Consider the following 18,123-nt stretch of genomic DNA (forward strand, 5'->3'; position numbering starts at 1 on the left):
TTGGAAAGGACGTTTGATGAACAAAGACAGAGAACTGGAATTGGGAAGACTAGCCGGGCAGAACCGGGCATTGATGTCGCTTATGGCGCAGCTGCTGGCCCACGTTGCGCGGGATTGGGATGAAGACGACGCAGAACAGTTTGTCGAAAACGCTTGCGCCATCATGCCACCCCGCGAACTGTGCGAAGGAAGCCCAAAAAAAGAGGCTTTCGCGCAAGGATTTTTGGAGATTGCGCAGCAAGTCGAGGGTTTCGCCCTGAACCGCGTTCGCACCTGATACGTGGGTCATCCTGAAACGACATCAGACCTCCCCACCCAGTTCCTTGAACCGCGACAGGAAACGGCCTTTGGCCTCAATCGGTGGCCAAAACTTCAGAATGACATCGGCGGCATCCAGCGCCTGAACGGCAGGCCAAATATCGGCATTTCGCATGGCCTGTGCCTGTTCTGCCTTCAACATCTTCAGGTCAGCATCTTTGACCGCCTGCGACATCGGCAGCGACAATCCAAACCGACCCAGCACCGCGCGTTCGGCCATGTCCTCGATGCGCTTGTAATCCGGCAGCAACCCCTTCAGCGGCTTGGATATGTCCCCGATGAAAGCTTCGGGCGCATCATGCATTAGCGCCTCAAAGGCGAATTCTGGCGGCACGATGTAGCTGGCATGCACCGAATGTTCGGCAACGGAATAAAAGTTCCGGCACTGGCCCGTGAAGCGGCAGATGTTCGACAGGCCGTGCGCAATCTCCTCGATGGTAAAGTCGGACGATTCCGGGTCTTCAAAGTCGAAATATGCACCTGTGCGGCACAGTATAGTCGGCCCGACGATATGCTTTACCTTGGATGTCATGTGCGCTGCCCCTCTGATTTTGCTTGTTTCCACGCCTCAAACCGATGCGCTGCGGCCAAGGCGAAATAGCGTTCCGTTTCCCAGCGAAGCCGGGTCATGGCGTTGTCCTGCGGTCTGCCGCGTTCGGCAGAGGCCAGCACGTCAGCCGCGGCCTTCAGCTGCGCCATGGCCGATGCACAGCCCTCGCAATCCGGCAGCACATCGCGGATGATGCTGACCCACATCGGGAAATTCTCATTGCGAACGGTCATCATGCTCAGATGCGCACAGGCGGCGACCAGACAGCGTTCGGCAGAGGCGGTTCGATTGCTCATTGCAGGTCCGCCCGTTTCTGCCAGTCAAAGAGCGGCGCGCCGTCTGTGACCTCTTGCGTATCTTGGCGCGGTATCCGGTTCACCCAGGTCGACACGAAATCCTGCAGGCCATGGCCCGCCGTCACCGGGTCGCGTTCACTTTGCACAAGGAAATCGGCCACTGCGGTGCAAGCCGCTTCATCGCGCGGCACCAAGCGAAGGGTAGCGATGGCCAGATCCATGCGGGACCGCAACGATGTTTGACCGCATTTCGCGCCCATGGCGGCGGCGGTGGCGCTCAGCCCGAATGCAACGACAGGGTTCTGGGTCATGCCGCGCCCCCCTTCTCGGCAGCATCGCTTTGCGATGCGCCTGTCAGGCTACGCGCCCCTGCCGGGGGCGCTTGATCAAACAATGGCGCCGGGGCCAGTTCGGTTTCCGCAATCGGATAGTCGCGGGCTTGTTCTAAACGGGTGCGACAAGGCGCAATCCAGTCAAAGGCGGTGCCGGTCGCGCCGTCCTTCAGCCAGACAATCCAGCAATAGCTGGTGGCGGATGATGCTTCCTTGTCCAACCGGCCCTTCACCAGCGGCACCCGTTCCACGAATTGCAGAACCAGCGCGGGTGGCGTGGGCGTGAACAGTGATCGATGGCGTTCCTTGCCTTCCAGAAACGCAGTGCGGACAAAAACCGCGACACCGACCTGAACGCGCATCAGGGCTGTACGGATGAACTCTTCACCCATGCGGAACGGTGGGTTGGTGATGATCCAGTCCACCGCATCTTTCTCGCCGGTGAATTCTTGCGGCGCGGGCATGAACCGGGACGGGTGATCCCACGAACACAGGAAATCGCAGACATCATCCTGCGCCGGGAAGGCGTCGGTGTAGTCATGCACATCGCTGGCATAGACACGGTCAAAATATTCACCCAGCGGGCGGGCCATATGGCCTTCGCCGCAGGCCGGTTCCCAGACATGCAGCAGGTGAAGCGGCGACAGCGCCATAAGCCGTTCGCACAGCGCGCGCGTGGCCCAAGGCGGTGTTGGGAAATAATCAAGGCTGTCATGGGGTTCATGACGGCGCTGCATCACAGCGGTGGAACGGTTCGCGCTCATGATGCCCCCCCCCGGACGACCGGAAAAATGCGGGCGACACCGGCATGATGCCGCCCGCAGTCCAACAGGGAGGTAAAGGGGGCACTCAGATGCGGACGGCCACGCCCCCTTGCGGTATGGCCCAGCCCCGCACGAAACGCGCTGGTGCCCGCAGGTCTCGGATGCTGACATCCCCGCAAGCGCACCCTATGGTGGCGGGGATTCGGATTTAGGGAGGGATTCAGATGAAGAAGATTTTCGCAGTGATGGCTGGAGCGGTGCTTTCGCTGAGCGCATGCATGGCTCCAATTGCTGAGCGGAAACTTGTGCCGATGACAAGAACGCAGATTCAGGAGGTTGAGCGCGCCGTAGCCTACAAGTTGAAAGACCCAAGTTCCGCTCAGTTCAGGGAAATACGGATGATCGAACGCACCCACCAAGATGGCACGGTCAGCACACTGGTTTGCGGCCAAGTCAATGGAAAGAACTCGTTCGGTGGGTATGTTGGCTTCACCACCTTCAACGGTGTGTTCAATGGCAACGCCTTCAAACCAAATGGCATTGGAACACCCGACAACAGCTGGCTCTATGAAGCCACCTGCAACGCCTAGGTCTGCCTCGCACTTACTTCTACGGACAAAAGCCCGTACTTTTGTCCGGTCGAGTGAAAAAAAAGAGCACCCCACCATCGCCATCACTCCGCCGCGAACAACATGCGCGGCGCGGCCACGGGATGTTCATTGACCGCGATGGCGACATGTCCACCATTGGCACCAGTTTCGCCCTTCCACCATTTGCGGGCGGTGCGCTCAGACACGCCAAACACCTGCTGCACATGGTTCAGATCGCGATAGTTGGCTCGGATATAAGCCTGCCAGCGGTCGGGAAACTCACGATGAACCCGGTGCGGGTCATAGACGGGGACCGAATCACCCCGGCCCAAAATCGCGTTATGGGCGGCATGCGGGAAGCTGTCAGACTTTTGTGCGGACACATTTTCCGAACGGCACTTTTGGCCGACATCTTGTCCGCCCTTTTGTTCGAACCTTTGTCCGCGCAAAAGTCCTCTGTCGGCCAACCCCTTGACCGTGTCAGCGTCTGGGTATGACGAACCATCGCTATACACGACGACAATTTGGGGCTGATCCGAACGCTCATTCATGCTGCATTTACCTCAGCAGGAATGTCTGGCCGGTTCGTTTCCATGTGATTGCGAACACGAATAACGACGCTTGTTGTTGCATCTCCCCCGCCGACCAGACGGTTGAAAAAGTCCGCGTTGCCTGTCGCCCGTTTAGAAAGGGTCTTCAAATCGACACCAGTGTCATCGGAAAACTGCCGCATTTCTGCGATAAGGTCGTTGATGATCTTGCGCTCATGCATCTTGCGCCCCTAGCAATTGGTAATTTATTACCCACTAATCGGGTAATTTATATCCGTTGTCAAGCATCCTGTGACGCATGAGAATTGGCACATGACTTTAACGGACCAATTTCGCGCCAATTTGCGGGCTGCACTTGATGAAAAAGGCGCACCATCCGCCCGCGCCCTGTCGCTTGCGGCAGGCGGCAGCGAAAGCATGGTCCGGCAAATTCTCAGCGGCGCCTCAAAGAGTCCAAGGCTCGAAACCATCGAAGACCTAGCGGAAGCGCTTGGCCGAACCCCTCAAAGCCTCATTTTCGGTGACGCAAGGCCAGTTATCGAGGAACGCCTACTTGCTGCTTTCCGGTCTTTACCCGCTGATCGTCGCCTTGATTGGCTTGAACGCGCCGAACAAGCGCTTGACCGTCAGAGCAAATCAGACTGAAAGCCAGATCAACCAGTTCGGCATCATTCAGCAGCGAAATTGCCGCCTGGAACTTCTTTTCTTCCACCTCAGACATGGAACATCCTTTCACTAAATTCGCACAACCTGTGCGGGACGTTCATTGCGGCTCGCTCTCGCGTAGATTCGCAATGTGGATCGCGACATTGGTAATAAATTATCTATTCAGTTGACAATTGGTAATCTTTTACCCTATGCCTTCTCAAAAAGGAGGCTTCCATGCAGCAAGACCTACGTACCATCGCAGCCGCGACCCTGGTTCAGCCACTCACCCCGCGTGAACTGGTGACCGATGAAAACCTGCGCATGCTGGCCAAGGGAGAACCAGACTGGCAGCGCGGTGTTATCTCCGAAGAATTCCAGTCGATGCTGGTCATGGTGCTGCCTGACATCTGCGGCGAACTGATGTCCTACCGGGCTGCGGCACGTCTTGACCCAGCCCTGCCAGCCACCGGCGTCGATGATGACCCCATCGAACGCATCGAGGGTCTGACCCAATACGCCTGTGATGAACTGGCCGAAACCAATGTGCGCATGGCCACCTTGGAAGAGCGCACGGCAGAAATCCTGTCACATTTGAAAGGGGCTGCAGCATGACACCCCATCTGGATTTCCCCCGAATAGCTGAGGCGCTTGCCCTTCTGGAAATCTGCAGCGCTGATGCGCAACTGCTGCACCTGAAGAACCTCTGCGAAAACAATGGCGTTTGGACCGTTCCGCAGGATCACAGTCGCTACAGCCCCGTGCTGTATGAAGTGTCCCTGTTTGGCGTCCCCGCTATCTCCGATGACATCGAACGTTTACCCGACAACTGGATGCGCGCTGCTCGCAACATCCTGCGCGGCCTTCCTGCAAAGGATGCAGCCTGATGTTTGCAACTCGAAAACCGACCCCGTTGAACACTGCCTGTGATTCTGCCTCCGGGGTCGGGCAACCCGCCGGGGGCGTGGCATCCCACGTCCCCGGATTTTTCAGAACACTTTGCCGCGGGCTGTTGGGGCCAGCCCGGACCGGGGCGCGCACGGATGCCATCACTCACGACAACAAAACACCGTGCGCGCCCATAGAGAATTCCCGAACCGTGCTTGGTCAGGGGCGCAAGTGCAGCTTCGCTGACCCCATGCTGTATGAGTGCCACGCGGAAGGGGATGCTGTCTGCCGTCATAAACCGAAAGGTGTTGGCGGCAGACAGCCCAACATCAGCCGCAGCCTGAAGGAATTGCGCGATGCCAAATAAGTTCTTGCACGGCAACGGCTTCAACTGCCCCGCATGCCAGCTGCGCCGGGAAACCGCTCTGTTGGATTTTCGTTCGGGCGGCAGAGGGGTGCGGACATGACCTGCAACCTTTGCGACGGCACAGGCCGCATTGCCCGCGACACCGCCGACATCATCGCGGATGCCGTAGCCGACGCCGCCCGATTCCATTGGAAAACCTCGATCGAGAAGGAAGACACATGCAACGCTTCATCGTGAAAGTCATCGTGTCAGGTGTTGGCCAGATCCAGCACGTCACACGAGCCAAGTCCAAGAAAGACGCCGAAGCGCGCATCGCTCAGGCCTACCCGAACCGTGAACTGCAATTCGTATCTGTGACCAACTGACCATGCCTGCACCCACTGTCACCAAAGCCGCGATCCAGCGCGCCATCGAGGCCACGAAAGCCGCAGGGCTGACGCCAATCGCGGTCACGGTCAGCAAAGATGGGACCGTGCGCGTGGAAACCGTCACTGAAAAAGCGGTGGACACGGCCAAACCTTCTGCGCAAGTGTTGCAACCCAAGAAATGGGCAACACGGTGAATGGGGTGCGCGTCGACTTTCCGGGACTTTTGATAGAGCGAAATCGCAACGGTTCACCGCGATACCGTGTGCGCGTGGAAGGCGACAAACGCCGTCGCATCACTATCCCTGTCGGCCCTGACCATTCCGATTTCCCGCACTATTACTACGCCGCGCGCGCCGGTGAAATCTGGACGCCTTCACGGTCCAAAGTGGCCGAACGGTCGCTGGACTGGCTGGTCGGGCGCTACATGGAATTTCTGGAAAAGATGGTCGAAGCGGGCCAGATGTCACCGGCCACGCTCAAACAGCGCCGCAGCGTTCTGTCGCGCCTGTGCGACTTCGAAGACCATGAAGGCACCCGCTACGGCGATTGTGACATGGATGCGCCCACGGCCGCATTCGTGGAAATCCGTGATGCCTGGGCGAACCGGCCCGGCGCAGCTGACAACCTGATTAAATCCATCCGCGCGGTCTATGCCTGGGCGATCGAGCGTGACGAAATCGCCCACAACCCTGCGGCCGGCATTGCGCCTATCAATCGCAATCCGAAGGGTGGCGCGACACCTTGGACGCCAGCAGACTTGAAGGCGTTCAAGAAAGCGCATCCGAAGGGCACCACGGCTTATCTGTGGCTGACCCTTCAGGCGTTCACGGCTTGCCGAATTGGCGATGCCATTTGGCTGGGCCGCGAACAGGAAGTGACCCACAACGGTCAGGTTTGGCTGGAATGGCAACCGCGCAAGAAGGGATCGGCGCCGGTATCCATCCCGATGCTGCCACCGCTCTTTGAAGCGACACGCGCAGCCAAGATCATCGGCCCGGCCTATGTGCTAAACGAAAAGGGCAAGCCATTCGCATCCACCGAAGCGCTGCGCGTTCGGGTCCAACGTTGGTGTAACGCAGCTGGACTGTCTGGGCGCTCTTCTCACGGTGTTCGCAAGGCTGTGGCCGAACTCATGGCCGAGTCCGGCTGCAGTCAACACCAGATCATGGCGGTGATGGCACACACCGAAGCGCGCACATCTGAGGTCTATACAAAGGGGGTTCAACGCCGCCTATTGGCAGCTGATGGCATCCAGGCATTGGCCGCTCTGGACTGGTAGGGTGTCCCGCAGTCCAAATTTGCGGGACACTTAGGTCAACAAAATATGGCCGAAATAGGTGTCGTGGTAGTGCAGGGTCGCCCACCATTTTCCCCAATTTTTGCTGACGAAAATGATGGTGCCCAAGGGCTTTTTTGCGCTTTAGGGAATCAAGACCTGACCGCGCTGATAACTGGCGCTGTCGGTGCTCAGATCATCATACAGAATCTCTATCGAAAGCGACTGAACCGACTCGGGCGCCAGCCCCATGATCGGCATCGCCTCGTTGTCGATCAGTGAATTCGGTGCAGCCAAATCAAGGTGGCAAGGCGGCAGGTCATAGGTCTGCATCGGCCCATCGTTGATCGCATATTTTACCTGGTGCAATCCGCAGCGCCACGACAGAAGCTGGGTGAAATACACGATATCCTGCCCGTCATACAGGCGCACCGCCACCCAATTGGGCTTTGTCGCCGTCAGGATCATCTTGATCTCACCGGCCGTCGTAAACTTGCCCGAGGGTGTCTGGTCCTCGGCCTGGAACTCGGCCCACGCCGGCGAGGCCAAACCCCCTGCAGCGGCCAAAACGACAAGCAACCTGTTGATCATTAGACATTCCTCTTCTTTCAAATCCGCTACTCTTGGCCCATACTGCCACGAAAATCGTTAAGCGCAAAAAAATCGGGTAGTTGCAGGCGCATGACCAGCCAGACATCGTTCAATATCGTAATCGTCGGGCAAGCCAACCGCCTGCAATACGAGGCGATTCTGTTTGCCGCCTCGCTGCGCCAGCAAAGCCCCGGTTTCAAGGGCCAGTTGATCGTCGCCACGCCCAACCACAGCCCCCTGTGGTCAAAGTCCCCGACCTTGCGCAACAAGCCGGTCATCAAAATTCTGGAATCTCTTGGCGCCCACATCGTGCCCTTCGATACCCCCGAATTCGGCGAAGGCTATCCCAATGGCAACAAGATCCAGGCCCTGATGGCCCTGCCCAAGGGGGAACCCTTCGTGTTCTTCGATACCGACACGCTGGTGCTGGACGATCTGTCCCGCGTGCCCTTCGATTTCTCGCGCCCCGGCGCCTCGCAGAACGTGACCGGCACCTGGCCCAAGATCGAGCTTTACGGCCCCGGGTTCACCCAGATCTGGGGGGCGCTTTACGACCGGTTCGGGCTGGATTTCGAAAGCTCTCTGGATCTCAGCCAGCCCGATGAATATTGGCAACGCTACCTATATTTCAACGCCGGCTGGTTCTTCTACAAATGCCCGCACGAATTCGGCCAACGCTACCTGCGCTATGCCACCGAAATCCGCGATAATCCCCCACCCGAACTGGTCTGTCAGCCGATGTGGCCGTGGCTGGACCAGATCGCCCTGCCGCTTGTGATCCACTCTTTAGGGGGCGGTCGGAACATGGTGCCGCCCGGCCTGCTGGACGGAGAGGTCACCTGCCACTACCGCCTCTTTCCGCTGCTCTACGCGCGCGAAAACGATCATGTGATCAGGGTGCTGGAACAGATCGCCGAGCCAAACGCGATCAAGAAGGTCCTCAAGCAATACGACCCGATCAAATACATGATCTACCACGGCCGCGGCCAGAAAGTCCGCGCCCTGTTCGATCAGGCCGACCTGCCCCGCAAGGAACGCGCCATCCGTAAACGGATCAAGGAAAACGGCTACTGGATGCGCTAAGCCCATTCCGGTCGCACCATTCGCCCCACGCGCCCACCCGAGGAGGCGCCCCGCAGGGGCAACGACGAGAAATCAAGCGCGCGCAGCGCTCCTTTGGATCAAGCTTAAGCCTCGAACAGGCGGTCCAGATCTGCCACACCCTTCACCTCTATCGGATTACCCGAAGGATCCCTGAAAAACATGGTCCATTGCTCGCCCGGCTGCCCTTCGAACCGCACGGATGGCGGGATGACAAACTCCAGATCCGCCGATTGCAGCCTATGCGCCAACTGCTGCCAATAGGGCATCTCCAGCACGACCCCCAGGTGCGGCATGGGCACCATATGCGCGCCAACCTTACCGGTATCGGCCGTGGCAAAGGGTTCGCCCAGGTGCAGGCTCAGTTGGTGACCAAAAAAGTCGAAATCGACCCAAGTTTCAGTGCTGCGCCCCTCGGCCGCGCCCAAAAGCCCGCCATAGAAAGCGCGCGCCTCGTCCAGATCACGCACGTTAAAGGCCAGATGAAAGGCGGATCGCATCAATTGCTCCCCAAGGTTGCTTTGTCATTGTCGCCTATTCTCAGATGGCCTATCCATTTTGGCAATAGAATTACCGCCGGGCAAAACCCGGAATTTTTTATCAGGAGGAGACCCCAATGACAGACGCCCCCAACTATGGATTTGACACGCTGTCCATTCACGCAGGCGCCCGGCCCGACCCGGCCACCGGTGCGCGCCAGACACCGATTTATCAGACCACCGCTTACGTGTTCCGCGATGCCGATCACGCGGCGGCTTTGTTTAACCTGCAAGAGGTCGGCTATATCTACTCGCGTCTGACCAACCCCACCGTGGCCGTTCTGCAGGAACGCATTGCCACGCTGGAAGGCGGCGTTGGCGCGGTTTGCTGTTCCTCGGGTCATGCGGCGCAAATTATGGCGCTGTTCCCGCTGATGGCGCCGGGGCGCAACGTGGTGGTCTCGACCCGTCTCTATGGTGGATCGATCACGCAGTTCAGCCAGACCATCAAGCGTTTCGGCTGGTCCGCCAAGTTCGTCGATTTCGAGGATATGGACGCCGTCGCCGCCGCCATCGATGATGATACCCGTGCCGTATTCTGCGAATCCGTCGCCAACCCCGGCGGCTATGTCACCGACCTGCCCGCTGCGGCCAAAGTCGCCAGTGACGCCGGTCTGCCGCTGATCGTGGATAACACCAGCGCCACGCCTTACCTGTGCAACCCGATCGCCCATGGCGCCACGCTGGTTGTGCATTCGATGACGAAATACCTGACAGGCAATGGCACCGTCACCGGCGGCGTTGTGGTCGACAGTGGTCAGTTCGACTGGTCCGCCAGCGACAAATTCCCCTCGCTGTCGCAGCCCGAGCCCGCCTATCACGGCCTGAAATTCCACGAAACCTTCGGCCCGCTGGCTTTCACCTTCCACGGCATTGCCATTGGTCTGCGCGATCTGGGCATGACGCTGAACCCGCAAGCCGCGCATTACACGCTGATGGGCATCGAAACCCTGTCCCTGCGGATGGAGCGTCATTGCGAAAACGCGCAGAAAGTCGCGGAATGGCTGGAAAAGGACGACCGGGTCGAGGCTGTGACCTATGCCGGCCTGGAAAGCTCGCCCTATCATGACCGTGCCAAGGCGCTGTATCCCAAAGGCACCGGCGGTCTGTTCACCGTCGCGCTGAAAGGTGGCTATGAGGCTTGCGTGAAAATGGTCGACGGGCTGGAACTGTTCAGCCACGTGGCCAACCTTGGGGATACGCGCTCGCTGATTATCCACCCCGCCTCGACCACGCACCGTCAGTTGTCCGAGGAACAGCAAGTCGCCGCCGGGGCTGGCCCCAACGTGGTGCGGATTTCCATCGGGATTGAAAATGCCGACGACCTGATCCGCGATCTGGACGCCGCTCTGCCGCGCTGATCCAGCGTTACAAAAGGAAACGGCGCAAGGTGTCCCCTTGCGCCGTTTTTCTTTGCCCTAGTCCAGGTCCTAGTCCAGCTTGATCACCACCCTGACCGACTGCGTCAGGTTCAGTTCGCCCTCGGCGATCGGGACGGCCTCGGCCATGTCGGCTGCCATGCGCATCATCGGCGCAACGTTTTGCACCGCAGTCTCTGAGATGGACAGGATATCGCCTAACTCAACGCTTGCGGCTTCGGCATAGAGTTTTGCCTTGCGCAGTGCCTCGGCCACAGCGGCCTGACGCGCCTGATCCTGCAGCGGCGCCGGGTCCTGCACCCCAAACCGCAGGCCCGAGAACCGGTTCGCCCCGTCTTGCAGAACGGCCCCCATGACCTGCCCCAGACTGTCCAGATCACGCACGCGGACATTCACGCTTTGAACTGCGCGATAGCCTTCGATCCGGGGCTGAGAGTTGTTGCGATGGGTGTAAATAGGCGAAAGACTGACCTGACCGGTCTGCACATCGCGCGGTTCGATCCCAAAGGCCGCAAGCCGCTTCAGCATCGCACCCATCGCGGCCGAGCTTTGGGCCATCGCCTGGCTCGCATCACGGTGCTGATGCTCGACCCCAAGCGACAGCGTGGCCATGTCCGGCACCGCGTGAACAATGCCCTGCCCGGTCACCGTGATCTGGCGCACCTCTTGTGCAAAGGCGGGGCCTGACGCTGCAAGCCCAAGCACCAACGCCAGTATCACTCCGGGAGTTTTAAGCGGGAATTTCGCAATCTTGCTCATGTTCTGTTCCTTTCGGCATGTCCCTAGGGTGCGCATAATTCTGTCTGATACAACAATCACATATTTGTTTTCCTTCCCCTCGGCGGGAAGCTGCTATAACCTGCGCCGCGTTGGGAACGGGACTCCAATCGGGGTCCGCGAAATGCTATTGCCAGAAGAATGAAACCGAACTTCGCCCTGACCCTGTCCGCTGAAGGAATCCGGCTGCTGCAACGCGCGCCGTCGGGCTGGTTGCTGGTGGGCGACGCCGATTTCGCGGACGCCGAGCTGACCCGGGTTATGGCCGATCTGCGCAACAAGGCCGAGCGGCTGTCCCCGTCCAAGGTGCACACCAAGCTGGTGCTGCCCAACGACCAGATCAAATATATGACCGTCCGTTCGGCTGCGACATCAGAAGAAGAAGCCGAAACCGAGGCCGCCGCCGCGCTGGAAGGCGCCACGCCCTATTCCTTGTCCGAACTGGCGTTTGACTGGTCGCTGGATGACGGTCAGCTGTTCCTGGCCGCAGTCGCACGCGAAACATTGGCCGAAGCCGAGGGCTTTGCCGCCGAGCATGGTTTCAACCCGATGAGTTTCGTCGCCCTGCCCGAACAGAATGATTTTCCCGGAGAGCCGTTCTTTGGCTTGACGCGGGCTGCGCGGGAACTGCTGGACCCCACGCAAAACGTCGCGCGGGACCTGCAACCACTGCAAGTGATCGGCAAGGCGGATATCCCCGATCCTGAACTGGCGCCAGAACCAGAACCCGCCCCTGTCCCCGAAGCTCCGATGCTGCTGGACGCCAATGCGCGCCAGGATGATCCGGATGACGAGGCCCCGGCCCCCGATGGCGCCGCGCCGGTCATGGCGTTTTCAAGTGTGCGCACCACGGGCGCTCCCCCGGACCAACCGCCAGCCCCCACTGCGCCCCAGCCTTCAAAGACTGAGGGTGCAATCGAAAGCGTCACCTCTCCTTCGATCCCCCCGGCCCCGCCCGAGGGTGAAGCGACCGCAACCACCGGGTTCCAGTCCAGCCGCAAACCCCCGGCGCCTGCTGCAACCACGGCCGAAGCCACGCCAAAAGCAAAACCGAAGCCGCAAAAGATCGCGACCCCCAAGCCAAAACCCACACCAAAACCCAAATCCGTTGACCCAACCGCCGATCAGGACGAACAGCAGCGCCTGACACTTTTCGGCGCACGCAAACCGGCCGCCAAGATGCCGATGATCGGGGGCAAACCGCGACACATGGGCCTGGCTCTGACCGTGGTGTTGCTGATGTTCCTGGCGATCGCCGCAATTTGGGCCAGCTTCCTTAGCCCCGGCGGGATCGCGGGGCTTTTCGGATCGAACCCCGAACAGATCGAGATGGACGTCGCCTCGGGCACTGAAGATCCGAACGCTGCCACCGCCGAGGAACTGGCCGAAGCCCAAGACGTCGAGCCAGCCGGCGCCGCAGACCCGGCCCTGACTGAAGGACAGGCCGTTTTGCTGCCCGTCACGCCAGATCTGATCACCCCCGAAGAGGCCGAGCGACGCTATATCGCCACCGGAATCTGGCAGGTCGCGCCAGAGCAACCGCAGGTCCCCGACGCTTCGGGGGATGCCGATGTCTATCTGGCCTCGCTTGATCCGCAGGTACGCGCCGTGGATGCAATCGCGCTGCCCGATATCTCTTTGCAGCACGACGGGCCGCCCAACGAGACACTGAACCCAACCGCAGCTGGCACCACCTTTGACGTGGACCAACGCGGGCTGGTACGCGCCACCCCCGAAGGCGCCCTAACCCCCGAAGGCATCACCGTTTACGCTGGCAAGCCGTCTTCGGTGCCCGACAAGCTGCCTGAACGCCGTGGCGATGGCCTGAACCCTGCCGAGCTGGAGCGTATTGCCCAGGTCCGCCCGCGCGCACGCCCCGGCGATCTGAAAGAAACCACCGAGCGTGGCCAACTGGGCGGGCGCACTCTGTCCGAGCTGGCGGCACTGCGTCCCAAGGCGCGACCTGCCTGGATCACGCCGCAAGTCGAAGGCGCCCCGACGCCGCAGGCCGTGGCGCTTTCGCTGCGGCCCAAGACGCGGCCCGAGAATTTTGCACAGTTGGTGGCCCGGACGCAGAAGGTCGAAACCCAGGTTGCCGCTGCCGCCCCATCAATCCCGTCCTCGGCATCGGTGGCGCGTCAAGCGACGGTCAAGAACGCTTTGAACCTGAAAAAGCTGAACCTGATCGGCGTGAATGGCAAAGGCGGAGACCGCCGGGCGCTGGTACGCACCCAGAACGGGCGCTACAAAACCGTCAAGATCGGAGATCGGCTGGACGGCGGCAAAGTGTCCTCGATCACCGAAACCGAGCTGCGCTATACCAAGGGCGGAAAATCCGTGGTTCTGAAAATGCCGCGCGGATAAGCATTCCTCACCGTTCGAATGCGTCTTTTACCCCGTTTGCCTTTACGAATATGCGCAGATGTCGCACAATATTCGCAAAGAACGCGGACACTACGCACATGTTGGATGATACGGACAAACGGCTTCTGGCCGAATTGCAGAAGAATGCTCACTTGACGGCGCTAGAGCTGGGCGAGGTGCTGAACTTGTCGCCCAGCCAGGCCGGGCGACGACGCCAAAGGCTGGAGGCCGAGGGCTATATTCGCGCCTATTCCGCCACGCTGGACCCCCACCGCGTGGGGCTGAGCGTGCAGGCTTTCGTGCAGGTTCAGATGGCCTCTCATGGGCCTGAACAATCGCGCGCCTTTGCCCGCCTGATCGAACTGCGCCCCGAGGTGATCTCGGGTTGGACGCTGACCGGCGAGGCTGACTATTTGCTGCGGGTCTATTGCGAGGACCTGGCCGCGCTTAACCGGCTGGTTCACGAGGTGCTGCTGCCGCATCCCGCGGTGTCGCGCGTGCAAAGCCAGATCGTGATGAACCAATTTAAACCAGACGCCCCCCTGCCCTGCTAACCCCTTAAAGGATACTCAATGCAATCCATCCTGTTTCAAGCCTCGATCTATCTGGCTGCCGCTGTGATCGCCGTGCCGATTGCCGCGCGGATGGGGCTGGGTTCGGTCCTGGGCTACCTTATGGCGGGGATCGTAATCGGCCCGGTGCTGGGCCTTGTGGGCAGTGAAACCGCCGATCTGCAGCACTTTGCCGAATTCGGCGTGGTAATGATGCTGTTCCTGATCGGGCTAGAGCTGGAGCCGCGCACCCTTTGGGATATGCGCCACAAGCTGCTGGGCCTGGGTGGCCTGCAGGTCACGCTTACCACGCTGGCCGTGATGGCCGGCGCGCTGGCCTTAGGGCAACCGCTGCCGCAAGCGCTGGCGATCGGGTTGATATTTTCACTATCCTCGACCGCGATCGTGCTGCAAACCCTATCGGAAAAGGGCTTGATGCAAACCGGCGGAGGCCGCTCGGCCTTTTCGGTTCTGCTGACGCAGGATATTGCAGTGATCCCGATGCTGGCGCTGCTGCCACTGCTGGCCGTGGTCCCCCTGGCCCAAATCCGCGAGGACGGTTCGATCGAGCGAAGCTCTGATGCGGCTGCAGGCCATGGCGACGCGCACGGCGGGGGCACGGACACCATATCGGCGCTGATGCAGGATCTGCCGGGCTGGGGCGTGACCCTGATCACCCTGGGCGCCGTGGCGGTGATCATTCTGGCCGGCGTTTACCTGACCCGCCCGGTATTCCGCTATATCCATCATGCCCGCCTGCGCGAGATGTACACCGCCCTGGCGCTGCTGATCGTGCTGGGGATCGCCTATGTGATGAACGCCGTTGGGCTGTCGCCCGCGCTTGGCACCTTTCTGGCGGGCGTCGTTCTGGCGAACACCGAATTCCGCCACGAGCTGGAAAGCGATATCCAACCTTTCAAGGGCCTGCTGCTTGGCCTGTTCTTCATCACCGTGGGCGCGGGTATCAACTTTACACTGCTGGCGGATAATGCCGCCCCCATCCTGGCCCTGACCGCCGCGCTGATCGCGGGCAAGGGCGTGATCCTGTTTGGCCTTGGCACCCTGTTCAAACTGAGGGGCCGCAGCCGCTGGCTGTTCACCCTGTCGTTGGCACAGGCAGGCGAGTTCGGCTTTGTCCTGCTGTCCTTTGCCCAGCAGACGCATGTTCTGGGTCAGGGGCTGTCCGAGCAGCTTTTGATGATCGTGGCCCTGTCCATGCTGGCCACGCCTCTTTTGTTCATCCTTTATGACTGGCTTTCGCACCGGTCAGGAGACGACAGCGTTGATCTTGAGGCAGATGAGATTGACGAACAAGGTCCGGTGATCATCGCCGGCATGGGCCGCTTTGGTCAGATCGTTAACCGGCTGGTTCAGAACACCGGCTTCAAGACCGTGGTGCTGGATCATGACATGGAAACGATCCAGCTGATGCGCCGTTTTGGCTTTCGCGGCTTTTTTGGCGATCCGACCCGGCCCGAGCTGCTGCACGCCGCGGGCCTGAAAGAAGCGCATATCCTTGTCGTCGCTCTGGACGACCCTGACGCCTCGGTTCGGCTGGTCACTTTCGCGCGCCGTGAACGCCCCGACCTGCATATCATCGCCCGTGCCCGCGACCGCAACCACGTTTTCCGGCTGTACAAAGCGGGCGCCGATGACATCATCCGCGAGATGTTCGACAGCTCGTTGCGGGCTGGTCGCTATGTGCTGGAGAATATCGGCCTTAGCGAATACGAGGCCGCAATGGCCGAAAAGGTGTTCTTTCAGCACGACCGCGCCGCCGTGCGCGATCTGGCGCAGCTGTGGGATCCGAACATCCCTGCCTCGAAAAACGAAGCCTATATCAAACGCGCGCTTGAGTTGGACAAGGAACTGGAAGCATCGCTTCAGGCCAAACTTGACGAGCGCGCCGAGCTGGAAGAATAGCCTTCTGGGTCGATCGGGATCGGGGCCAAAGGCCCCGGCCCGGTGATCAGCCGTCCGACACGCCTGCCTCGGCGAAGGTGGCCATGCCCGAATGGCACGCAACCGCCCCCTTCAGAACGCCGATCGCCAGCGCCGCGCCCGAACCCTCGCCCAGCCGCAACCCAAGCGACACCAGCGGCGCCTTGTTCAACGCGTTCAGCAAACGCGGATGGGCAGCCTCGGCGCTGACGTGACCGGCCACGCAATGATCCAGCGCGAAGGGCACGGTCTGCTCAAGGCATGCGGCGGCGGCGCAGCAAATGAACCCGTCCAGAATCACCGGAATACGCAGATCGCGCGCGCGGGCAATCGCGCCCGTCATCGCCGCCAGCTCGCGCCCGCCCAGACAACGCAACGCGTCCAGACCGTCCTTAATGGCTTCGGCATGCAGCGCCTCGCCCTGGGCCACGACGCGCGTCTTGGTTTCCAGCCCGGCATCATCCACGCCAGTGCCGCGCCCGGTCCAATCAGCGGCATCACCGCCAAACAGGGCCAGCGCAATCGCCGCAGCAGAGGTCGTGTTGCCGATCCCCATCTCGCCGGTCACCAGCAGATCGGCATTGGGATCAACGGCGTTCCACCCGGTCAGCAGGGCGTCAACCAGCTCGGCCTCTGACATGGCGGGGGCTTGGGTGAAATCAGCGGTGGGCGTGTCCAGCGACAGGGCGACAACATCCATCTTGGCGCCGAACGCCTTGGACAGCTGGTTGATCGCTGCGCCGCCATGCTGGAAGTTCAGCACCATCTGCTCGGTCACCTCGGCGGGAAAGGCCGAAACGCCCTGCGCGGTCACACCGTGGTTTCCCGCAAAAACCACCACCTGGGGCGCACTGATCTGAGGCCGCGCATCCCCGCGCCACCCCGCATACCAGATCGCCAGATCCTCGAGCCGACCCAAAGCACCCGGAGGCTTGGTCAGCTGACCGTTTCGCGCCTCGGCCTCTTTGCGGGTCTCAAGGTCGGCGGTCGGGGCTTGTGCCAAAATCGAGCGGAACTGATCGAGGGTTGCGAATGCTTGGGTCATGGGGTCTCTTTCCGGATCTTAGCTTGCCTGAGTGTTGCCGGGATGTTTAGCGCAATGCTATCGGGGGTGCACAGATCAAAAGGGCGCAACATGGCGGAAAAAACCTCTTTCACTCCCCGGATGGGTGACCTGCCCGTCGCGCTTTCGCTGCTGACGCGATTGCCCCTGCGCCTGCCCGAGGACGCATATGCGCGCGCATCTCAGGCGGCCTGGGCCTATCCGCTTGTTGGGCTGGTCATCAGCGCGCTAGCCGGGCTGTCCGGGTGGGTTTCGGCGCCGCTGGGCGCCGGCTTTGCCGCGCTGGTGGTTCTGGCCGTACAGGCCGTGCTGACCGGCGCCATGCACGAGGACGGTCTGGCCGATTGTGCCGACGGGTTCTGGGGCGGATGGGATCCCGCGCGCCGGCTGGAGATCATGAAAGACAGCCAGATCGGAACCTATGGCGTGCTGGCACTGATCCTGGGACTGGCCGTGCGCTGGTGGGCGTTGGAGCTGCTGATCTCTGCGAACCAGCTGTTGCCCGCGCTGCTGGGCGTGGCGGTGATGTCTCGGGCCGGGATGCCCACTTTGATGACATGGCTGCCCAATGCAAGGAACACCGGGCTCAGCCATTCCGTGGGGCACCCACCTGTCTTGGCGGTGCTTCTGGCCGGATTTCTTGCCCTTGGTGTGGGCGTGCTGACACTGGGCCCGACTGCCCTGCCCGGCGCTGCGATCTGCGCCCTGCTGACCTTTGCGGTTGGGCTTTTGTCGCGCGCCAAGATTGGTGGTCAGACCGGAGACGTGCTGGGTGCCTCGCAACAAATCTGCGAGATCGGCCTGCTGGTGACATGCGCCGCTTTGGTAGTTTGACGCTGGGTCCATGTGACCCAAGGGAACAATTGCACCGG

General features: G+C 60.7%; 25 protein-coding genes. 14 read left to right on the forward strand and 11 right to left on the reverse strand.

Annotated features, from left to right (window positions below; all coding sequences use genetic code 11):
* Positions 1-16 precede the first annotated feature (16 nt).
* Complete coding sequence (locus tag ACOQOQ_RS15360) at positions 17-277, forward strand: hypothetical protein (protein WP_420567858.1); 261 nt, start codon at positions 17-19, stop codon at positions 275-277.
* Positions 278-301: 24 nt separating this feature from the next.
* Here the strand turns inward: ACOQOQ_RS15360 and ACOQOQ_RS15365 are convergent, their stop codons facing one another.
* From ACOQOQ_RS15365 to ACOQOQ_RS15380, 4 genes are read right to left on the reverse strand one after another with little or no spacing between them, the layout of a single operon-like run.
* Entirely contained in the window at positions 302-850 is a 549-nt protein-coding gene (locus tag ACOQOQ_RS15365; protein ID WP_420567859.1) for a hypothetical protein, read from the reverse strand.
* Positions 847-1,164: a hypothetical protein gene (locus ACOQOQ_RS15370; RefSeq protein ID WP_420567860.1), complete on the reverse strand. Its 318-nt coding sequence runs from the start codon at positions 1,162-1,164 to the stop codon at positions 847-849. The genes ACOQOQ_RS15365 and ACOQOQ_RS15370 overlap by 4 nt, the downstream gene beginning before the upstream one ends.
* On the reverse strand, positions 1,161-1,475 hold the full coding sequence (locus ACOQOQ_RS15375) for a hypothetical protein (RefSeq protein WP_420567861.1): 315 nt from the start codon (positions 1,473-1,475) through the stop codon (positions 1,161-1,163). The genes ACOQOQ_RS15370 and ACOQOQ_RS15375 overlap by 4 nt, the downstream gene beginning before the upstream one ends.
* The gene (locus ACOQOQ_RS15380) at positions 1,472-2,260 is read right to left on the reverse strand and encodes a hypothetical protein (protein ID WP_420567862.1); all 789 of its coding nucleotides are present in this window, start codon (positions 2,258-2,260) and stop codon (positions 1,472-1,474) included. The genes ACOQOQ_RS15375 and ACOQOQ_RS15380 overlap by 4 nt, the downstream gene beginning before the upstream one ends.
* A 224-nt stretch (positions 2,261-2,484) precedes the next feature.
* On the opposite strand from ACOQOQ_RS15380, the gene ACOQOQ_RS15385 reads away from it, so the two are divergent.
* Entirely contained in the window at positions 2,485-2,850 is a 366-nt protein-coding gene (locus ACOQOQ_RS15385; protein WP_420567863.1) for a hypothetical protein, read from the forward strand.
* Between the two features lie 83 nt (positions 2,851-2,933).
* Here the strand turns inward: ACOQOQ_RS15385 and ACOQOQ_RS15390 are convergent, their stop codons facing one another.
* The 3 genes from ACOQOQ_RS15390 to ACOQOQ_RS15400 form a co-directional block, all read right to left on the reverse strand.
* The gene (locus tag ACOQOQ_RS15390; protein WP_420567864.1) at positions 2,934-3,401 is read right to left on the reverse strand and encodes a hypothetical protein; all 468 of its coding nucleotides are present in this window, start codon (positions 3,399-3,401) and stop codon (positions 2,934-2,936) included.
* The gene (locus ACOQOQ_RS15395; protein ID WP_347510089.1) at positions 3,398-3,622 is read right to left on the reverse strand and encodes a hypothetical protein; all 225 of its coding nucleotides are present in this window, start codon (positions 3,620-3,622) and stop codon (positions 3,398-3,400) included. The genes ACOQOQ_RS15390 and ACOQOQ_RS15395 overlap by 4 nt, the downstream gene beginning before the upstream one ends.
* Positions 3,623-3,936: 314 nt before the next feature.
* A complete protein-coding gene (locus ACOQOQ_RS15400) occupies positions 3,937-4,122 on the reverse strand; it encodes a hypothetical protein (protein ID WP_420567865.1) in 186 nt (61 codons plus the stop codon).
* A 161-nt stretch (positions 4,123-4,283) separates the two neighbouring features.
* On the opposite strand from ACOQOQ_RS15400, the gene ACOQOQ_RS15405 reads away from it, so the two are divergent.
* The 6 genes from ACOQOQ_RS15405 to ACOQOQ_RS15430 all read left to right on the forward strand — a co-directional run bounded on the left by ACOQOQ_RS15405 (position 4,284) and on the right by ACOQOQ_RS15430 (position 6,948).
* A complete protein-coding gene (locus ACOQOQ_RS15405; protein WP_420567866.1) occupies positions 4,284-4,661 on the forward strand; it encodes a hypothetical protein in 378 nt (125 codons plus the stop codon).
* Entirely contained in the window at positions 4,658-4,933 is a 276-nt protein-coding gene (locus ACOQOQ_RS15410) for a hypothetical protein (RefSeq protein WP_420567867.1), read from the forward strand. Before ACOQOQ_RS15405 ends, ACOQOQ_RS15410 begins: the two co-directional genes overlap by 4 nt.
* 464 nt (positions 4,934-5,397) lie before the next feature.
* A complete protein-coding gene (locus ACOQOQ_RS15415) occupies positions 5,398-5,538 on the forward strand; it encodes a hypothetical protein (RefSeq protein WP_420567868.1) in 141 nt (46 codons plus the stop codon).
* Complete coding sequence (locus tag ACOQOQ_RS15420) at positions 5,520-5,666, forward strand: hypothetical protein (protein ID WP_420567869.1); 147 nt, start codon at positions 5,520-5,522, stop codon at positions 5,664-5,666. Before ACOQOQ_RS15415 ends, ACOQOQ_RS15420 begins: the two co-directional genes overlap by 19 nt.
* Positions 5,667-5,668: 2 nt before the next feature.
* Positions 5,669-5,863 (forward strand): hypothetical protein, encoded by a 195-nt coding sequence (locus tag ACOQOQ_RS15425; RefSeq protein WP_420567870.1) that lies wholly within the window; start codon positions 5,669-5,671, stop codon positions 5,861-5,863.
* A 5-nt stretch (positions 5,864-5,868) separates the two neighbouring features.
* The gene (locus ACOQOQ_RS15430; RefSeq protein ID WP_420567871.1) at positions 5,869-6,948 is read left to right on the forward strand and encodes a tyrosine-type recombinase/integrase; all 1,080 of its coding nucleotides are present in this window, start codon (positions 5,869-5,871) and stop codon (positions 6,946-6,948) included.
* A gap of 141 nt (positions 6,949-7,089) precedes the next feature.
* Here the strand turns inward: ACOQOQ_RS15430 and ACOQOQ_RS15435 are convergent, their stop codons facing one another.
* Positions 7,090-7,536, reverse strand: a complete 447-nt coding sequence (locus ACOQOQ_RS15435; protein WP_420567872.1) for a hypothetical protein — start codon at positions 7,534-7,536, stop codon at positions 7,090-7,092.
* Positions 7,537-7,626: 90 nt separating this feature from the next.
* Here ACOQOQ_RS15435 and ACOQOQ_RS15440 point away from each other — a divergent pair, with 90 nt between their 5' ends.
* Entirely contained in the window at positions 7,627-8,619 is a 993-nt protein-coding gene (locus tag ACOQOQ_RS15440) for a hypothetical protein (protein WP_420567873.1), read from the forward strand.
* A 104-nt stretch (positions 8,620-8,723) separates the two neighbouring features.
* Here the strand turns inward: ACOQOQ_RS15440 and ACOQOQ_RS15445 are convergent, their stop codons facing one another.
* On the reverse strand, positions 8,724-9,137 hold the full coding sequence (locus ACOQOQ_RS15445; protein WP_420567874.1) for a VOC family protein: 414 nt from the start codon (positions 9,135-9,137) through the stop codon (positions 8,724-8,726).
* Positions 9,138-9,253: 116 nt separating this feature from the next.
* Here ACOQOQ_RS15445 and ACOQOQ_RS15450 point away from each other — a divergent pair, with 116 nt between their 5' ends.
* Entirely contained in the window at positions 9,254-10,537 is a 1,284-nt protein-coding gene (locus ACOQOQ_RS15450) for an O-acetylhomoserine aminocarboxypropyltransferase/cysteine synthase family protein (RefSeq protein WP_420567875.1), read from the forward strand.
* Between the two features lie 69 nt (positions 10,538-10,606).
* Here the strand turns inward: ACOQOQ_RS15450 and ACOQOQ_RS15455 are convergent, their stop codons facing one another.
* A complete protein-coding gene (locus ACOQOQ_RS15455) occupies positions 10,607-11,314 on the reverse strand; it encodes an SIMPL domain-containing protein (RefSeq protein WP_420567876.1) in 708 nt (235 codons plus the stop codon).
* 159 nt (positions 11,315-11,473) lie between these two features.
* Between ACOQOQ_RS15455 and ACOQOQ_RS15460 the strand changes: the two genes are divergently transcribed.
* The 3 genes from ACOQOQ_RS15460 to ACOQOQ_RS15470 all read left to right on the forward strand — a co-directional run bounded on the left by ACOQOQ_RS15460 (position 11,474) and on the right by ACOQOQ_RS15470 (position 16,170).
* On the forward strand, positions 11,474-13,696 hold the full coding sequence (locus ACOQOQ_RS15460) for a hypothetical protein (RefSeq protein ID WP_420567877.1): 2,223 nt from the start codon (positions 11,474-11,476) through the stop codon (positions 13,694-13,696).
* Between the two features lie 98 nt (positions 13,697-13,794).
* Positions 13,795-14,250 (forward strand): Lrp/AsnC family transcriptional regulator, encoded by a 456-nt coding sequence (locus tag ACOQOQ_RS15465; protein ID WP_420567878.1) that lies wholly within the window; start codon positions 13,795-13,797, stop codon positions 14,248-14,250.
* 18 nt (positions 14,251-14,268) lie between these two features.
* Complete coding sequence (locus tag ACOQOQ_RS15470) at positions 14,269-16,170, forward strand: cation:proton antiporter (RefSeq protein ID WP_420567879.1); 1,902 nt, start codon at positions 14,269-14,271, stop codon at positions 16,168-16,170.
* A 46-nt stretch (positions 16,171-16,216) separates the two neighbouring features.
* On the opposite strand, the gene cobT is transcribed toward ACOQOQ_RS15470, so the two are convergent.
* Complete coding sequence (gene cobT / locus ACOQOQ_RS15475) at positions 16,217-17,233, reverse strand: nicotinate-nucleotide--dimethylbenzimidazole phosphoribosyltransferase (protein ID WP_420567880.1); 1,017 nt, start codon at positions 17,231-17,233, stop codon at positions 16,217-16,219.
* A gap of 90 nt (positions 17,234-17,323) precedes the next feature.
* On the opposite strand from cobT, the gene cobS reads away from it, so the two are divergent.
* The gene (cobS, locus tag ACOQOQ_RS15480) at positions 17,324-18,085 is read left to right on the forward strand and encodes an adenosylcobinamide-GDP ribazoletransferase (RefSeq protein ID WP_420567881.1); all 762 of its coding nucleotides are present in this window, start codon (positions 17,324-17,326) and stop codon (positions 18,083-18,085) included.
* Positions 18,086-18,123: the final 38 nt, after the last annotated feature.

It is taken from the genome of Thalassovita sp. (genome assembly GCF_965218685.1).
Lineage (GTDB): Bacteria > Pseudomonadota > Alphaproteobacteria > Rhodobacterales > Rhodobacteraceae > Thalassobius.

Bases quoted from the DNA above. Each gene is read 5' to 3' on its own strand.
- ACOQOQ_RS15380 (WP_420567862.1), bottom strand. From the start codon at position 2,260: ATGAGCGCGAACCGTTCCACCGCTGTGATGCAGCGCCGTCATGAACCC.
- ACOQOQ_RS15420 (WP_420567869.1), top strand. From the start codon at position 5,520: ATGCAACGCTTCATCGTGAAAGTCATCGTGTCAGGTGTTGGCCAGATC.
- cobT (WP_420567880.1), bottom strand. From the start codon at position 17,233: ATGACCCAAGCATTCGCAACCCTCGATCAGTTCCGCTCGATTTTGGCA.
- ACOQOQ_RS15410 (WP_420567867.1), top strand. From the start codon at position 4,658: ATGACACCCCATCTGGATTTCCCCCGAATAGCTGAGGCGCTTGCCCTT.
- ACOQOQ_RS15460 (WP_420567877.1), top strand. From the start codon at position 11,474: ATGAAACCGAACTTCGCCCTGACCCTGTCCGCTGAAGGAATCCGGCTG.
- ACOQOQ_RS15445 (WP_420567874.1), bottom strand. From the start codon at position 9,137: ATGCGATCCGCCTTTCATCTGGCCTTTAACGTGCGTGATCTGGACGAG.
- ACOQOQ_RS15425 (WP_420567870.1), top strand. From the start codon at position 5,669: ATGCCTGCACCCACTGTCACCAAAGCCGCGATCCAGCGCGCCATCGAG.
- ACOQOQ_RS15370 (WP_420567860.1), bottom strand. From the start codon at position 1,164: ATGAGCAATCGAACCGCCTCTGCCGAACGCTGTCTGGTCGCCGCCTGT.
- ACOQOQ_RS15455 (WP_420567876.1), bottom strand. From the start codon at position 11,314: ATGAGCAAGATTGCGAAATTCCCGCTTAAAACTCCCGGAGTGATACTG.
- ACOQOQ_RS15395 (WP_347510089.1), bottom strand. From the start codon at position 3,622: ATGCATGAGCGCAAGATCATCAACGACCTTATCGCAGAAATGCGGCAG.
- ACOQOQ_RS15375 (WP_420567861.1), bottom strand. From the start codon at position 1,475: ATGACCCAGAACCCTGTCGTTGCATTCGGGCTGAGCGCCACCGCCGCC.
- ACOQOQ_RS15405 (WP_420567866.1), top strand. From the start codon at position 4,284: ATGCAGCAAGACCTACGTACCATCGCAGCCGCGACCCTGGTTCAGCCA.
- ACOQOQ_RS15450 (WP_420567875.1), top strand. From the start codon at position 9,254: ATGACAGACGCCCCCAACTATGGATTTGACACGCTGTCCATTCACGCA.
- ACOQOQ_RS15435 (WP_420567872.1), bottom strand. From the start codon at position 7,536: ATGATCAACAGGTTGCTTGTCGTTTTGGCCGCTGCAGGGGGTTTGGCC.
- ACOQOQ_RS15440 (WP_420567873.1), top strand. From the start codon at position 7,627: ATGACCAGCCAGACATCGTTCAATATCGTAATCGTCGGGCAAGCCAAC.
- cobS (WP_420567881.1), top strand. From the start codon at position 17,324: ATGGCGGAAAAAACCTCTTTCACTCCCCGGATGGGTGACCTGCCCGTC.
- ACOQOQ_RS15390 (WP_420567864.1), bottom strand. From the start codon at position 3,401: ATGAATGAGCGTTCGGATCAGCCCCAAATTGTCGTCGTGTATAGCGAT.
- ACOQOQ_RS15365 (WP_420567859.1), bottom strand. From the start codon at position 850: ATGACATCCAAGGTAAAGCATATCGTCGGGCCGACTATACTGTGCCGC.
- ACOQOQ_RS15400 (WP_420567865.1), bottom strand. From the start codon at position 4,122: ATGTCTGAGGTGGAAGAAAAGAAGTTCCAGGCGGCAATTTCGCTGCTG.
- ACOQOQ_RS15385 (WP_420567863.1), top strand. From the start codon at position 2,485: ATGAAGAAGATTTTCGCAGTGATGGCTGGAGCGGTGCTTTCGCTGAGC.
- ACOQOQ_RS15360 (WP_420567858.1), top strand. From the start codon at position 17: ATGAACAAAGACAGAGAACTGGAATTGGGAAGACTAGCCGGGCAGAAC.
- ACOQOQ_RS15415 (WP_420567868.1), top strand. From the start codon at position 5,398: ATGACCTGCAACCTTTGCGACGGCACAGGCCGCATTGCCCGCGACACC.
- ACOQOQ_RS15470 (WP_420567879.1), top strand. From the start codon at position 14,269: ATGCAATCCATCCTGTTTCAAGCCTCGATCTATCTGGCTGCCGCTGTG.
- ACOQOQ_RS15465 (WP_420567878.1), top strand. From the start codon at position 13,795: ATGTTGGATGATACGGACAAACGGCTTCTGGCCGAATTGCAGAAGAAT.